Consider the following 13784-nt stretch of genomic DNA (forward strand, 5'->3'; position numbering starts at 1 on the left):
TGGGGAGAGGTGAAGGACAACGGCCATGAGCGAGACCAACGCCTCCGTCGCCATGCTGGAGCCGGTCGAGGACCGCGGCGGCGTCGCGCAGCCGCTGCTTCAGGTCAACGGCCTGACCAAGCACTTTCCGGTGCGCGGCGGCCTGTTCGCCGCAAAACGCACCGTGCGTGCCGTCGACAATGTCTCCTTCTCCGTCGCCAAGGGCGAGACGGTCGGCATCGTCGGTGAGTCCGGTTGCGGCAAGTCCACCACCGCGCGCCTCCTGATGCACCTGATGCCGCGCGATGATGGCGACATCATCTATGACGGCATGAGCGTCGGCCAGTCGCTGAGCTTGCGCGAGCTGCGCCGCGGCATGCAGATGGTGTTCCAGGACTCCTACGCCTCGCTCAATCCGCGCCTGACGATCGAGGAATCCATCGCCTTCGGCCCCAAGGTTCACGGCATGGCCGACGGCGCGGCGCGCAACCTGGCGCGCGAGCTGCTCGGCAAGGTCGGCCTGCGCCCGGAAAACTTCGCCAACCGCTACCCGCACGAGATCTCCGGCGGCCAGCGCCAGCGCGTCAACATCGCGCGAGCGCTGGCGCTGTCGCCGCGGCTGGTGATCCTGGACGAGGCCGTCTCCGCGCTCGACAAATCCGTCGAGGCGCAGGTGCTCAACCTGCTCGCCGATCTCAAGCGCGAATTCGGCCTCACCTATCTCTTCATCAGCCACGACCTCAACGTCGTCCGCTACATCTCGGACCGCGTGCTGGTGATGTATCTCGGCGAGGTCGTCGAGCTTGGCCCGGTCGACCAGGTCTGGGACAGCCCGGCGCATCCCTACACCCGGGCGCTGCTCGCCGCGATGCCGTCCTCCGATCCTGATAGCCGCACCGAGACGCCGCCGATCACGGGCGATCCGCCCAATCCGATCGATCCGCCCTCCGGCTGCCGCTTCCACACCCGTTGCCCGTTTGCGGAGCCGCTCTGCGCAAATGCGACACCAAAGCTCACCGCGCTGGATAATATGGGCCACGAGGCCGCGTGCTACATGGCGATACCGGGTTCGGGCCATAGCCGTGCCCCCAGGGGAGAAACCGCATGACGAGACCGACACCAAAAGAGATCAAGCCGATCGCGCATGTCGCCGGCGTGCCTGTTGACGACGAGATCGCGACCCGCATCTCCAATGCCATCGGCCCCGCCTTCGAAGGCTTCGCCGCCATCGCCGGCACGCTGCCGTTCGATCTGGAGCCGGCCACCTATGTGCTCGTGCAGACACAGAAGGTATCGAAATGAGCCGTGAGCCCGCTCTGATGACGCTCACCGAGGTCGCGCGCGCGATCGCGATGAAGCAGGTGTCCTCGCACGAAGCGACGCGCGCGCTGCTGCAGCGCATCGCGCAGTGGCAACCGCATCTCAACGCTTTCATGTCGATCGAGGCCGAGACGGCATTGAAAGCGGCGGATGCCGCCGATGCCGAGCTCGCCAAGGGCAATGTCCGCGGCCCCCTGCATGGCGTGCCGCTCGCGCACAAGGACATGTATTACGACGCCGGCCACGTCGCGACCTGTGGCTCGCTGATCCGCCGCGATTTCGTGCCGAACGTCACGTCGACCGCCTTGCAGCGGCTGAAGGACGCCGGCCAAATCCGGCTCGGCACGCTGCATCTCGCCGAGTTCGCCTATGGTGCGACCGGGCACAACAGCCATTATGGCCCGGTGCGCAATCCCTGGAACGTGGCGCACATCACCGGCGGCTCGTCCTCGGGCTCCGGCTCGGCGGTCGCAGCGCGCCTGACCTATGCCGCGCTCGGCTCCGACACCGGTGGCTCGATCCGCATGCCCTCGCATTTCTGTGGTGTCACGGGGCTCAAGACCACCTGGAGCCGCGTCAGCCGCGCCGGCGCCATGCCGCTGTCGCAATCGCTCGACACGGTCGGCCCGCTCGCCCGCACCGCGGAGGATTGCGCGCTGCTGCTGGCGTTGACGGCCGGCCCGGATCCGGAGGATCCGACCGCGAGCCTCGAGCCTCTCTCGGACTACGTCGCCGCGACCAAGGGATCCCTGAACGGCCTCAAGATCGGCGTGCCCGCGACCTACTATGTCGACGATCTCGACAGCGAGGTCGCGCGCGTGCTCGACGAGACCATCGCGGTGCTCAAGCGCGAGGGCGCCGACATCGTCAAGGTCGAGCTGCCGGACCAGCGGCAATTGCAGGCGGCGAGCCAGCTCGTGCTGGCCGCTGAAGCCGCCGCCTTCCACAAGCGCTGGCTGATCGAGCGTTCGCAGGATTACGGCGCGCAGACATTGATGCGCCTCCAGAACGGCCTCGCCGTTCCCGCCATCACCTATATCGAGGCGATGCGTTGGCGCGGGCCGGCGCTCGCGGCCCACAATGCCGCGACGGCAGGCGTCGATGCGGTGATCGCGCCGGCGTCCCCTGTGCCGGCGCCGACGATCGAGGAGAGCGACGTCGGCGGCGGCCCGAACGCGCCGGCGCTGTTGCAGCGGCTCACGCTGTTCACCCGCCCGGTGAACTTTCTGGGGCTGCCGTCGCTGACCATTCCATCGGGCTTCACCAAGGCCGGCCTGCCGGTCGGCATGCAGCTGATCGGCCGCTCTTTCGATGAAGCCACCCTGCTCACCATCGGCGCCGCGTTCCAGCGCGCGACCGACTATCACGACCGATTGCCGAAACTGCCGTCATGACAAACCTCGTCGAGATCTCAGGCCTCAACATCCGCTTCACCGGCGAGCGCACGGTCTATGCCGTGAACGACCTCAGCCTCTCGCTCGGCAACAGCGAGGTGCTGGGCCTGCTCGGCGAGTCCGGTTCGGGCAAGAGCGTGACCTTGCGTGCGCTGATGCGGCTGCTGCCGAAGAAGCGCACGCAGATCTCCGGCACGGTCAATGTCATGGGCCGCGATGTGCTCGCGATGAACGACGAGGAGCTGTCGTCGTTCCGCGGCCAGACTGTCTCGATGATCTTTCAGGAGCCCGCGCTCGCGCTCGATCCGGTCTACACGATCGGCGCGCAGATCGCCGAAAGCGTGATGCGCCATGAAGGCAAGAGTTTTGCGGAAGGACGCGCACGCGCGCTCGAAATGCTCGAGGTCGTGCGCATTCCCTCGGCCAGGCGGCGGTTAGACGCCTATCCGCACGAAATGTCGGGCGGCATGCGCCAGCGCGCCATGATTGCACTGGCGCTGGCCTGCCGGCCAAAGATCTTGCTCGCGGACGAGCCGACCACCGCGCTGGATGCCACCGTGCAGATCCAGATCCTGTTGCTGCTGCGCGAGCTTCAGCGCGAGTTCGGCATGTCCGTCATCTTCGTCACCCACGACATCGGCGTCGCCATCGAGATCTGCGACCGCGTCGCGGTGATGTATGCCGGCCAGATCGTGGAGCAGGGGACCCTGCGCGACATCGTCCGCTCGCCCGTGCATCCCTATGCCAAGGGCCTGCTCGCCTCCACCATACACGGCGCCAAGCGGGGCCAGCGGCTGGAGACCATCCCCGGAACGCCGCCGTCGCTGGCCGAGAAGCCGCACAATTGCTCGTTCGCTCCCCGCTGCAAGCTGGCCGAGCCGCGCTGCCTGGAGCAATTGCCGGGGAATGTGGAGGTCGGCCCGGGCCGGGTGGCCAGATGCGTCCTGGCGGAGCCGGTCACCATGGGGTCGTAGTTCGGATGAGTTGACGCGGGCGGCGCCAGCGTTCCCAGCATTCACACCCCATTCATCCCGGTTCCCGTTCCATGGCCCCCGCTCACGGAGAGGGACCTCACAGATGCACATTTCCAACGAAGGCCTGCTCGTCATCCTGTTCGTCGGCCTCGTCGCCGGCTGGCTCGCCGGCAAGATCGTGCGGGGCGCCGGGTTCGGCATTATCGGCGACATCGTGATCGGCATCTGCGGTGCGCTGGTGGCGAGCCTGCTGTTTCCAAAGCTTGGAATCCGCCTCGGCACCGGCCTGATCTCCGAGATCGTCTATTCCGCGATCGGCGCGGTCATCCTGCTGCTGGTGGTCCGGCTGGTGCGCGGCGGGGGCCGGCTCTAGCTCCGCCTTCGGCTGAGTGGAACTCGAGCCGCACCTTTCCCGGAAGCGGCTGAAAGCCTGCAAGAAAAAGCCGCAAGCCTGTGAAATTCCGGACTTGCGCGGACGGCTGTCGGGGGTAGATGTGGCCCATCAGGCCGCGGATTAAATTCGGCCGTGTCGGACGGCTGGAAAACAGATGTTAATCCGAGGCGAGTACTCCTTGAATCGCCTTTGAAATCAGGGCTTTGCCCTTTAGCCGAAAGAGATCAGACTGATGGCAGCCATCCCTGGCGTCCGCCGTTCGGAGCTCGGTGATGCCTTGCGCGCTTGTCGCACGGCCTTCATCGGCGTCGCCCTGATGAGCTGCATGATCAACCTGCTCTATCTGACCGGGTCGATCTTCATGCTGGAGGTCTACGACAGGGTGCTGCCGAGCCGCAGCATCCCGACCCTGGTCGGCCTGATCATCCTCGCCAGCTTCCTCTACATGGCGCAGGGCGTGCTCGACATGATCCGCAACCGCATCCTGGGGCGGATCGGCACCTCGCTGGACGAGGCTCTCAACAAGCGCGTGTTCGACACCATCGTGCGTCTGCCGCTGCTGGTCGGCAGCCGCAACGAGGGCCTGCAGCCGCTGCGCGATCTCGACAATGTCCGCTCCTTCCTCGGCGGCATGGGCCCGAGCGCGTTCTTCGACCTGCCCTGGCTGCCGCTCTATCTCGCCATCTGCTTTGCCTTCCACGTCATGATCGGCGTCACCGCGCTGGTCGGCGCCGTCATCCTGGTCGGGCTGACGCTGGTGACCGAGTTCATGTCCCGCCAGCCGGCGAAGGAGGCGATGGGCCTCGCCGCCCAGCGCAACGACCTCGCCCAGGCCAGCCGCCGCAACGCCGAAGTGATGGTGTCGATGGGGATGGCCGGCCGGATGAACCAGCGCTGGAGCGAGGCCAACGAAAAATACCTCGCCGGAAATCAGCGGGCGAGCGACGTCGCCGGCGGTCTCGGCGCGGTCGCAAAGGTGCTGCGCATGATGCTGCAATCGGCCGTGCTCGCGGTCGGCGCCTATCTCGTCATCCACCAGGAGGCGACCGCCGGCATCATCATCGCCGGCTCGATCCTGTCCGCCCGCGCGCTCGCGCCGGTGGATCTTGCCATCGCGCACTGGAAATCCTTCGTCGCGGCGCGGCAGAGCTGGCATCGCCTGACGCGCCTGCTGGAGCAGATGCCGGCGCAGGCGACGCCGACCCAGTTGCAGGCGCCGACCAGCCGGCTCTCGGTCGAAGGCGTCGCCATGGTGCCGCCCGGCGATCAGCGTCTCGTGGTGCAGGATGTCACCTTCGCGCTCACCGCCGGCAACGGCCTCGGCGTGATCGGCCCGAGCGGCTCCGGCAAGTCGTCGCTGATCCGCGCGCTGGTCGGGGTCTGGCAGCCGGTGCGCGGCAAGGTGCGGCTCGACGGCGCGGCGCTCGATCAATGGTCGAGCGACGCGCTCGGCCGCCACATCGGCTATCTGCCGCAGGACGTCGAATTGTTCGGCGGCACCATCGCGCAGAACATCAGCCGGTTCGATCCCGAGGCCACCTCCGAGGCGATCATCGCCGCGGCCAAGGAGGCCGGCGTGCACGAGATGATCATCAAGATGCGCGAGGGCTACAACACGCAGGTCGGCGAGCAGGGCGCCGCGCTCTCCGCGGGCCAGGCCCAGCGCGTGGCGCTGGCGCGCGCGCTCTACGGCAACCCCTTCCTGATCGTGCTCGACGAGCCCAATTCCAATCTCGACACCGAAGGCGACGAGGCGCTGACCCGCGCCGTCCGCGCGGCGCGCGAGCGCGGTGCCATCGTCGTCGTGGTGGCGCACCGGCCGATCGGCGTCGAGGCGGTCGACCAGATCCTGGTGCTGCGCGACGGCCGCATGCAGACATTCGGCCCCAAGGAGCAGGTGCTCGCCCAGGTGCTGCAGCCGCGGGTGACGCCGCCGGCCCCGATCAAGATCGTCAGCGAAGGCGGAGTGGCCAAACCATGAGCACAAAGCCATGAGCACGATGGCCATCGGCGGCACGAAGGCGGCCGCGAAGAAGACCGTACGCGACTCCATCAAGTTTCACCTGATGCTCGGCCTCGCGATCGTGGTGGTCCTGGTGGTCGGCCTCGGCGGCTGGGCCTCGACCGTCCTGATCTCGGGCGCGCTGATCGCGCCGGGCCAGATCGTGGTCGAATCCAACGTCAAGAAGGTGCAGCATCCGACCGGCGGCGTGGTCGGCGAGGTGCGCGCCCGCGACGGCGACCTGGTCAAGTCCGGCGACATCGTCGTGCGGCTCGACGACACCGTCACCAAGGCCAACCTTGCCATCGTCACCAAGAATCTCGACGCCGCGCAGGTGCGTGCGGCGCGACTGCAAGCCGAGCAGCGCGGGCTCGACCGGATCGAATTCCCGCAAACCCTCATCGAGCGTGCGAGCGATCCCGACGTCAAGGCGTTGCTCGCCGCAGAAACCAAGCTGTTCGAGGTCCGCGTCAACGGCCGCACCGGGCAGAAGGCGCAGCTTCGCGAGCGCATCACGCAGCTCAACGAGGAAATCGCCGGTCTCAGCGCCCAGGAGAAGGCCAAGGACCAGGAGATCGCGCTGGTGCAGAACGAGCTCACCGGCGTGCGCGAGCTCTACGACAAGCGTCTGGTGCAGATCTCGCGCCTGACCCAGCTCGAGCGCGACTCGGCCCGTCTCAACGGCGAGCGCGCGCAGTACATCGCCTCGCGCGCCCAGGCCAAGGGCAAGATCACCGAGACCGAGCTGCAGATCATCCAGATCGACAAGGACGTGGTCAGCGAGGTCTCCAAGGACCTGCGCGAGACCAACGACAAGATCGGCGAGCTGATCGAGCGCAAGGTCGCGGCCGAGGACCAGCTCCGCCGCGTCGACATCCGCGCGCCGCAGGACGGCATGGTGCTGCAATCGACGGTGCACACGATCGGCGGCGTCATCACCGCCGGCGATACCTTGATGCTGATCGTGCCGCAGGCCGACGATCTCCAGGTCGAGGCCAAGGTCAATCCGGTCGACATCGACAAGCTTCAGATCGGCCAGAAGACGCTGCTGCGCCTGTCCGCGTTCAACCAGCGCACCACGCCAGAGCTCAACGGCCTCGTCAGCCGCGTCTCGCCCGACGTCACCACCGACCAGCGCACCGGCCAAGGCTATTACACCATCCGCGTATCGATGCCGGCCGAGGAGCTCGCCCGTCTCGGCGACGTCAAATTGATTCCCGGCATGCCCGTGGAAGCCTTCGTCCAGACCGGCGATCGCACCATGCTGTCCTATCTGATGAAGCCGTTTCACGACCAGCTGATGCGGGCGTTCCGCGAGAAGTGACGCGCGAAAAGCGCGTCATCTTCCCCGTCTTTGCGAGCGCAGCGATGCAATCCAGACTGTCTCCGCGGTGAGATTTCTGGATTGCTTCGCTGCGCTCGCAATGACGACTTGGCCGTCAGTTTGCTATACTGCGAGGGCAAGCAGTCTGGTAGTCTCGTAGGGCGGGCAAAGGCGCAACGCGCCGTGCCCACCATCTTTCTTACGACGCGCATATTGGTGGGCACGCTTCGCTTTGCCCACCCTACGGCACCGCCTTCTTTGCTATAGTTCGACTCAAACCCAGCAACACGGCGGTCGAACCATGCAGTCCCCTCCTTCCATCGCCACCCAATCCTTCACCGAGGCGGACCTCGCCGTTGCCCGCCTCGAGGAAATCTACGAGCGCAACACGAAATTCCTGCGCGAACGTTTCGAGGCCTATGTCGGTGGCGAAGCGATCACGACGCGGGTGCGCGCCTACTATCCCTTCGTCCGTCTCACCACCGCGACGCATGCGCGGCTGGATTCGCGTCTTGCTTATGGCTTCGTCGCCGGTCCCGGCGTGCATGAAACCAGCGTGACGCGGCCGGATCTGTTCCGCAGCTATCTCACCGAGCAGATCGGCCTCTTGATCCAGAACCACGGCGTGCCCGTCGAGATCGGCGAGTCCGCCGAACCGATCCCGATCCACTTCGCCTATCGCCGCGACATCAATATCGAAGCCGCCATCACCACCAGCGAGAAGTCGCTCGTCACACGCTCGCTCCGCGATGCGTTCGACGTGCCCGATCTCGCGACGATGGATGATTCGATCGCCGACGGCACCTTCGAGCTCCAGCCGGGCGCGCCGGAGCCGCTGTCCCTGTTCCGCGCCGCCCGCGTCGATTACTCGCTGCGCCGGCTTTATCACTACACCGGCACCGATCCCGAATATTTCCAGAACTTCGTCATCTTCACCAACTATCAGTTCTATGTCGACGCATTCGCGCAAGCGTGCCAGCAGCGGCTGCAGTCCGGCGAAGCCGGGCTCGATGCTTTCGTCGCGCCCGGCAACGTGATCACGACCAGCGGCGGCGCCATCAGCGGCACCGCGCCGGCTCGCGCACCGCAGATGCCGGCCTTCCACCTGGCCGCACCCGGCTATCGCGGCATCACGCTGATCAACATCGGCACTGGTCCCTCCAATGCGCGCAACGTCACCGATCACGTCGCGGTGCTGCGGCCGCATGCCTGGTTGATGCTCGGCCATTGCGCGGGCCTGCGCAACACGCAGCGCCTCGGCGACTACGTGCTCGCGCACGGCTATGTGCGCGAGGACCATGTGCTCGACCGCGAGCTGCCGCTGTGGGTGCCGATCCCGGCGCTGGCCGAGATGCAGGTCGCGCTCGAGGAGGCGGTCGAGGACGTCACCGGTCTCGAAGGCTTCGAGCTCAAGCGCCTGATGCGCACGGGCACTGTCGCGAGCGTCGACAACCGCAACTGGGAGATCTCCGGGCGGGAGGTGATCCGCCGCCTGTCGCAGTCTCGCGCGGTCGCGCTCGACATGGAATCGGCTGCGATTGCCGCCAACGGCTACCGCTTCCGCGTGCCCTACGGCACGCTGCTGTGCGTCTCCGACAAGCCACTGCACGGCGAGATCAAGCTCGCCGGAATGGCCAGTGAATTCTACCGCCGCCGCGTCGGCCAGCATCTCGAGATCGGCCTCAAGGCGCTGGAGCGGCTCAAGCAGCAGGAATCGGAACGGCTGCATTCGCGCAAGCTCCGCAGCTTTGCGGAAGTCGCGTTTCAGTAAAGGGCAACAGAGCTGTCGTACGAACGCTGACGTCTCCGTGAACGCAGCGCCCCGGAATATTGCCGCCAAGGCAGGGTTATCACCTCGTCCGGGGTCGCTCGAAGCAGTACAGGAGACAGACATGATCACAGCAATGATCAGACTCGTCGCGCTTGGTACGTTTGCGGCAGCATCGTTGAGCCCGCCGGCCCTTGCCGCAGGAGGCGGCGGCGGCGGCGGCGGTGGCGGAGGCGGCGGCCCCGGCACGGATCCGTTTGGCAGCACCTATTCGGATCAGAGGCCGCAGCCGACCTATCCGAAGCGCCCGGGGGCCAAGTCCACACACAAAGGCAAGAAGCCGAACAACCAGTCCAGCATCGGCGATCCTGCATTCGCGGCCGGCTACCGTATGGCCTATGACACCATCTACGAGCGCAACGACTATGCTGCCGCGATCGCGCAATTGAAGTCGCTTGGCCATGACGACCATCCGAACGTCGCCAACCTGATCGGTTACTCCTATCGCAAGCTCGGCGACTACGAGCAGTCCCAAGCCTGGTACGAGCGCGCATTGAAGGCCGATCCGAACCACGTGCTGACGTGGCAATATTATGGATTGTGGCAGCTCGAGCGCGGCAATCGCGAGCAAGCGCTCTATCACCTCGGTCGAATTGCGTCGATCTGCGGAACCGATTGCCAGGAGTATAGATCGCTGGCTGCGGCACTGGATCAGCCGACAGGCTCGGCGCTCGTCTACTGAGGCTGGAGCGCAGCCGGCTCAGCGAGCCGTGCTGCTGACGGGCTTCAGATGATAGCCATGTCCTTTGGTTCCGATAGTGACAGGGCGCCAGATTTTCAGCATTGTCCCGTTCGGGGGCGCGAACGGGACAATTGGATGCCGCTGACGCGCGACAAGATCATCGGCCATGATCTGGAACGGCTGGCCTTTCGCTTCACCATGCTGAACGACGGTGAGGTCGTGCAGTGCCAGATCAGCGACGCTGCAATGGACGAACTCGCGGGCATGCAGGGCACCGAAAGCAGCGCGCGTCAGGCTCAATTCCTGTCGCTGCGCGAGACCATCGAGCGGATTGCGTCGGATCTGTACGACGAGGCGCCGCGATTTCCGGGCTATGTGGTGCGGATTTTCATGCGGCATCTGCGAAGGTAGCTGTCGCGTCATATTCGGTCGTCATCGCCCGGCTTGACCGGGCGATCCAGTACTCCGAGACGGTTGTTGTTCAATCCATGGGCCCAGCGTACTGGATGCCCCGCCTTCGCGAGGCATGAGCAGTGTTGTGGTGAGCTTGTCCTGGCTAACTTCGTCCGCACAGCCAGCGTCACCCCTCCAGCTTCCTCAACAACAACTTCAGCGCCGTCGCTGCAAACACCTGCATGTTCGCGAGCCGTTCGTTGCTATCAGTCTCTAGCGTCATCACCTCTGACGCCGGTCCCGCAACTGCCATGCAGCTGTGGCCGGCGGCATCGCCATAGCGGTTGCCGCTGGGGCCGGCGGCGCCGGTTTCGGACAGGCCCCAGTCGCAGCCAAAGCGGCTGCGCATCTGCTCGGCCAGCAATTGCGCATAGGGCTCCGACGAGGACCGAAGGCCCTTCATTCCTTCGTCCGAAATATCCATCAGCACGCGCCTGGCATCGCGGGTATAGACCACCGCGCCACCAAGGAAATAGGCGGATGCGCCGGGCACCGCGAGCAGGCTGGCCGCGATCAGGCCGCCGGCGGAGGATTCGGCAACCGCAATGGTCTGTTTGCGCGCGATCAATTTGGCCGCGACCTGTTCCGCAATGCCGACGAGCTCTTTCATTTCGCAACCCCTCATTCCTTCGCAACCGAGCTCAGCCTTCCTAGCATATGGCAGGACGCTTGGCCGAGTTGCGGGCGACGGGCAGGCCTGCTTCAATGGCGGGGACAAGAAGAGACATGCGAGGAAACGTGAGAAGGGAGACGTGATGGCATCCCTGATCGCCGGCGGCATCGATTGCGACGTGCATCCGGCCGTGCCACATCTGACCAGCCTGCTGCCGTACCTGAACGATTACTGGCGCGATCAGGTGACGACGCGCGGCATGGTCGACCTTATCTCGCAATCCTATCCGCAGAACTCGCCGATCACCGCGCGGCCGGACTGGCGCCCCGCGACCGGCAAGCCCGGCGAGAGTCTGCAGGCCATGCAACGCCACGTGCTCGATCCCTTCCAGCTCAAGCATGCCATCTGCAATCCGCTGTATGGCGTGCAGATGGTGTTCTCCGAGGACATGCAGGCGGCCTTCTGCCGCGCGCTGAACGATTGGCTGACGAAGGAATGGCTCGATCGCGACGCCCGGCTGCGTGGCTCCATCGTGATCCCCACGCAAAGCGTCGAGAAAGCCATTGCGGAGATCGAGCGCTGCGCACAGGACAAGCGCTTCGTGCAGGTGCTGATGCTGGTGATGGGCGACACGCCGCTCGGCAAGCGCGCGCTGTGGCCGATCTACGAGGCCGCGGAACGTCTGGAACTCCCGGTCGGCATCCACGCCGGTTCCGCCTATCACAATCCACCGACCGCCGTGGGCTGGGGGTCCTATCACATCGAGGATTATGTCGGGCAGGCCCAGGCGTTCCAGACCCAGCTCACCAGCCTGATCGTCGAGGGCGTGTTCGTCAAATATCCGCGGCTGAAAATGGTGATGCTGGAGTCCGGCGTGTCCTGGATCGCGCCCTATCTCTGGCGCCTGCACAAGTTCTGGCGCGGGGTGCGGATGGAGACGCCGTGGGTCGATCGCGCACCGCTGGAGATTGTGCGCAGCAACATCCGCTTCTCGTTACAGCCATTTGATGCGCCGCCGGAACCCGAGACATTAATTCGCCTGTTTGATCATATGCAGTCGGACGAATTGGTCTTATTCTCCACGGACTATCCGCACTGGCAGTTCGACGACCAGGACGCGCTGCCCGAAGGTCTGTCCCCCGATCTCGTGCGCAAGATCATGATCGACAATCCGCATGCAACCTATCCCCGCCTGAAATGAGCCCGCTGCCAAAGGAGGCAAGGCGATGAATATCCAGTTCCGCGAGAACCAAGAAGCCGCTTCCCCACTGACCGTCAAAACCGCGATCGCGGACTGCGACATCCATCCGGCACGCGCCACCCGTACCGAGCTCTATCCCTATCTCGCCAAACGCTGGCAGCATCACCTCGAAGTCTACGGCGTCCATGCCTATCAGGGCATGATGGAAGGTCCGCCCTATCCGAAGGCCCAGCCCAACGCCTCGCGCCGCGATGCCTATCCGCCGGAAGGCGGCCCGCAGGGCTCCTCGCTCGCCTTCATGCAGAAGCAATTGCTCGATCCCAACAACGTCCAGCTCGGCGTGCTCAATCCGCTCAACACCGGGCAGGGTATCCGCAATCACGAGCTCTCGGCCGCTCTGTGCTCGGCGATCAACGACTGGCAGATCGACAAATGGACCAGCAAGGACAAGCGGCTGAAAGCCTCGATCGTCGTGGGCAATGAGGACGGGCTGTCGGCCGCAGCCGAGATCCGCGAGCGCGCCGGCGACAAGAACTTCGTGCAGGTGCTGCTGCTCAGCCGCAATGTCGAGCCGCTCGGCCAGCGCCGCTATTGGCCGATCTATCAGGCTGCGGAAGAGGCCGGCCTTCCCGTCGGCGTCCACGCCTTCGGCTTCGGTGGCAACCCGATCACGCCGTCGGGCTGGCCGTCCTACTACATCGAGGAGATGGTCGGGCATTCGCAGTGCCAGCAATCGGCGCTGGCGAGCCTGGTTTTGGAGGGCGTGTTCGAGCGCTTCCCGAAACTGAAGATGGTGATGATCGAGGCCGGCTTCGGCTGGGCGCCGTCGCTGGCGTGGCGGCTCGACAAGGCCTGGCAGCGGCTCAGGAGCGAGGTGCCGCATGTAAAACGGCCGCCGTCGGAATATATCCGCGAGCAGGTGTGGTGGACGACCCAGCCGATGGAGGATCCTGAAAGCCGCGAGGATCTGTTCGACGTCATCAAATGGATCGGCTGGGACCGCCTGCTGTTCGCGACGATTATCCGCATTGGGACTATGACGAGCCCTCGCGCGTCTTGCCGGCCGGCGTCAGCGAAGCCCATCGCGAGGCGTTCTATCTCGGCAATGCAAAGAAGCTATATGGCATAAATTGATGGCGCGGCATGTGATTGCCGCGGTCGACGAGCTTCCGCCCGGCACGCGAAAATTCCTGGAGATCGACGGGCGACCGATCGCCGTCTTCAACATCAAGGGCGAATATTTCGGCCTGATGAACCGCTGCCCGCATCAGGGCGCGGCGCTGTGCGAGGGGCCACTGATCGGGCTCGCACAGTCGAGCAATCCCGGCGAGATCGAATACACCAAATTGGGTGAGATCATCCGCTGCCCCTGGCACGGCTGGGAGTTCGACATTCGCACCGGCCAGTCCTATTGCGATCCCCGCCGCTTTCGCGTCAAGGCCTATCCGGCCCATGTCGAGCCAGGCGCCAGCGTGGTGAAGGGACCGTATGTCGCCGAGACCATCCCAGTGAAAGTCGAGAGCGATTACGTGGTGGTGGAGTTGTAGGCCCCGCTCTTACCCTCCCCTGGAGGGGGAGGGTCGATCGCGCGAAGCGCGAGCGGGGTGGGGTGATCTCTCC

General features: G+C 65.3%; 13 protein-coding genes and 1 pseudogene. 13 read left to right on the top strand and 1 reads right to left on the bottom strand.

All coding sequences use genetic code 11. The features are described from left to right. Positions 1-25: 25 nt before the first annotated feature. The 10 genes from DCG74_RS08245 (at position 26) to DCG74_RS08290 (ending at position 10308) form a co-directional block, all read left to right on the top strand. Complete coding sequence (locus tag DCG74_RS08245) at positions 26-1087, top strand: ABC transporter ATP-binding protein (protein ID WP_172787019.1); 1062 nt, start codon at positions 26-28, stop codon at positions 1085-1087. Beyond that, positions 1084-1281, top strand: coding sequence for a hypothetical protein (locus DCG74_RS08250; RefSeq protein WP_172787020.1), 198 nt, complete (start codon positions 1084-1086; stop codon positions 1279-1281). Before DCG74_RS08245 ends, DCG74_RS08250 begins: the two co-directional genes overlap by 4 nt. Beyond that, positions 1278-2693 (top strand): amidase, encoded by a 1416-nt coding sequence (locus DCG74_RS08255; protein WP_172787021.1) that lies wholly within the window; start codon positions 1278-1280, stop codon positions 2691-2693. The genes DCG74_RS08250 and DCG74_RS08255 overlap by 4 nt, the downstream gene beginning before the upstream one ends. Beyond that, positions 2690-3667, top strand: a complete 978-nt coding sequence (locus DCG74_RS08260; protein ID WP_172787022.1) for an ABC transporter ATP-binding protein — start codon at positions 2690-2692, stop codon at positions 3665-3667. Before DCG74_RS08255 ends, DCG74_RS08260 begins: the two co-directional genes overlap by 4 nt. 103 nt (positions 3668-3770) lie before the next feature. Continuing rightward, complete coding sequence (locus DCG74_RS08265) at positions 3771-4040, top strand: GlsB/YeaQ/YmgE family stress response membrane protein (RefSeq protein WP_025033652.1); 270 nt, start codon at positions 3771-3773, stop codon at positions 4038-4040. A gap of 253 nt (positions 4041-4293) precedes the next feature. Next, entirely contained in the window at positions 4294-6042 is a 1749-nt protein-coding gene (locus tag DCG74_RS08270) for a type I secretion system permease/ATPase (protein ID WP_172787023.1), read from the top strand. 10 nt (positions 6043-6052) lie between these two features. After that, positions 6053-7387, top strand: a complete 1335-nt coding sequence (locus DCG74_RS08275; protein ID WP_172787024.1) for an HlyD family type I secretion periplasmic adaptor subunit — start codon at positions 6053-6055, stop codon at positions 7385-7387. A gap of 301 nt (positions 7388-7688) precedes the next feature. After that, complete coding sequence (locus DCG74_RS08280) at positions 7689-9158, top strand: AMP nucleosidase (RefSeq protein WP_172787025.1); 1470 nt, start codon at positions 7689-7691, stop codon at positions 9156-9158. A 121-nt stretch (positions 9159-9279) separates the two neighbouring features. Continuing rightward, a complete protein-coding gene (locus DCG74_RS08285) occupies positions 9280-9897 on the top strand; it encodes a lipopolysaccharide assembly protein LapB (protein ID WP_172787026.1) in 618 nt (205 codons plus the stop codon). A 135-nt stretch (positions 9898-10032) separates the two neighbouring features. Further along, positions 10033-10308: a DUF1488 family protein gene (locus tag DCG74_RS08290; RefSeq protein ID WP_172787027.1), complete on the top strand. Its 276-nt coding sequence runs from the start codon at positions 10033-10035 to the stop codon at positions 10306-10308. Between the two features lie 169 nt (positions 10309-10477). Here the strand turns inward: DCG74_RS08290 and DCG74_RS08295 are convergent, their stop codons facing one another. Beyond that, positions 10478-10960, bottom strand: coding sequence for a CinA family protein (locus DCG74_RS08295; RefSeq protein WP_172787028.1), 483 nt, complete (start codon positions 10958-10960; stop codon positions 10478-10480). Between the two features lie 145 nt (positions 10961-11105). Here DCG74_RS08295 and DCG74_RS08300 point away from each other — a divergent pair, with 145 nt between their 5' ends. The 3 genes and pseudogenes from DCG74_RS08300 to DCG74_RS08310 all read left to right on the top strand — a co-directional run bounded on the left by DCG74_RS08300 (position 11106) and on the right by DCG74_RS08310 (position 13711). Beyond that, entirely contained in the window at positions 11106-12164 is a 1059-nt protein-coding gene (locus DCG74_RS08300; protein WP_172787029.1) for an amidohydrolase family protein, read from the top strand. Between the two features lie 25 nt (positions 12165-12189). After that, positions 12190-13298 (top strand): annotated as a pseudogene (locus DCG74_RS08305) (amidohydrolase family protein). Next, on the top strand, positions 13298-13711 hold the full coding sequence (locus DCG74_RS08310) for a Rieske (2Fe-2S) protein (protein ID WP_036040510.1): 414 nt from the start codon (positions 13298-13300) through the stop codon (positions 13709-13711). The pseudogene DCG74_RS08305 and the gene DCG74_RS08310 overlap by 1 nt, the downstream one beginning before the upstream one ends. The last annotated feature ends 73 nt before the right edge of the window (positions 13712-13784 follow it).

The organism is Bradyrhizobium sp. WBAH42, from assembly GCF_024585265.1.
In the GTDB taxonomy this organism is placed as follows: Bacteria; Pseudomonadota; Alphaproteobacteria; order Rhizobiales; family Xanthobacteraceae; genus Bradyrhizobium.

Coding starts and splice junctions, on each gene's coding strand:
- DCG74_RS08245 (WP_172787019.1), top strand. CDS start 26: ATGAGCGAGACCAACGCCTCCGTCGCCATGCTGGAGCCGGTCGAGGAC.
- DCG74_RS08250 (WP_172787020.1), top strand. CDS start 1,084: ATGACGAGACCGACACCAAAAGAGATCAAGCCGATCGCGCATGTCGCC.
- DCG74_RS08255 (WP_172787021.1), top strand. CDS start 1,278: ATGAGCCGTGAGCCCGCTCTGATGACGCTCACCGAGGTCGCGCGCGCG.
- DCG74_RS08260 (WP_172787022.1), top strand. CDS start 2,690: ATGACAAACCTCGTCGAGATCTCAGGCCTCAACATCCGCTTCACCGGC.
- DCG74_RS08265 (WP_025033652.1), top strand. CDS start 3,771: ATGCACATTTCCAACGAAGGCCTGCTCGTCATCCTGTTCGTCGGCCTC.
- DCG74_RS08270 (WP_172787023.1), top strand. CDS start 4,294: ATGGCAGCCATCCCTGGCGTCCGCCGTTCGGAGCTCGGTGATGCCTTG.
- DCG74_RS08275 (WP_172787024.1), top strand. CDS start 6,053: ATGAGCACGATGGCCATCGGCGGCACGAAGGCGGCCGCGAAGAAGACC.
- DCG74_RS08280 (WP_172787025.1), top strand. CDS start 7,689: ATGCAGTCCCCTCCTTCCATCGCCACCCAATCCTTCACCGAGGCGGAC.
- DCG74_RS08285 (WP_172787026.1), top strand. CDS start 9,280: ATGATCACAGCAATGATCAGACTCGTCGCGCTTGGTACGTTTGCGGCA.
- DCG74_RS08290 (WP_172787027.1), top strand. CDS start 10,033: ATGCCGCTGACGCGCGACAAGATCATCGGCCATGATCTGGAACGGCTG.
- DCG74_RS08295 (WP_172787028.1), bottom strand. CDS start 10,960: ATGAAAGAGCTCGTCGGCATTGCGGAACAGGTCGCGGCCAAATTGATC.
- DCG74_RS08300 (WP_172787029.1), top strand. CDS start 11,106: ATGGCATCCCTGATCGCCGGCGGCATCGATTGCGACGTGCATCCGGCC.
- DCG74_RS08310 (WP_036040510.1), top strand. CDS start 13,298: ATGGCGCGGCATGTGATTGCCGCGGTCGACGAGCTTCCGCCCGGCACG.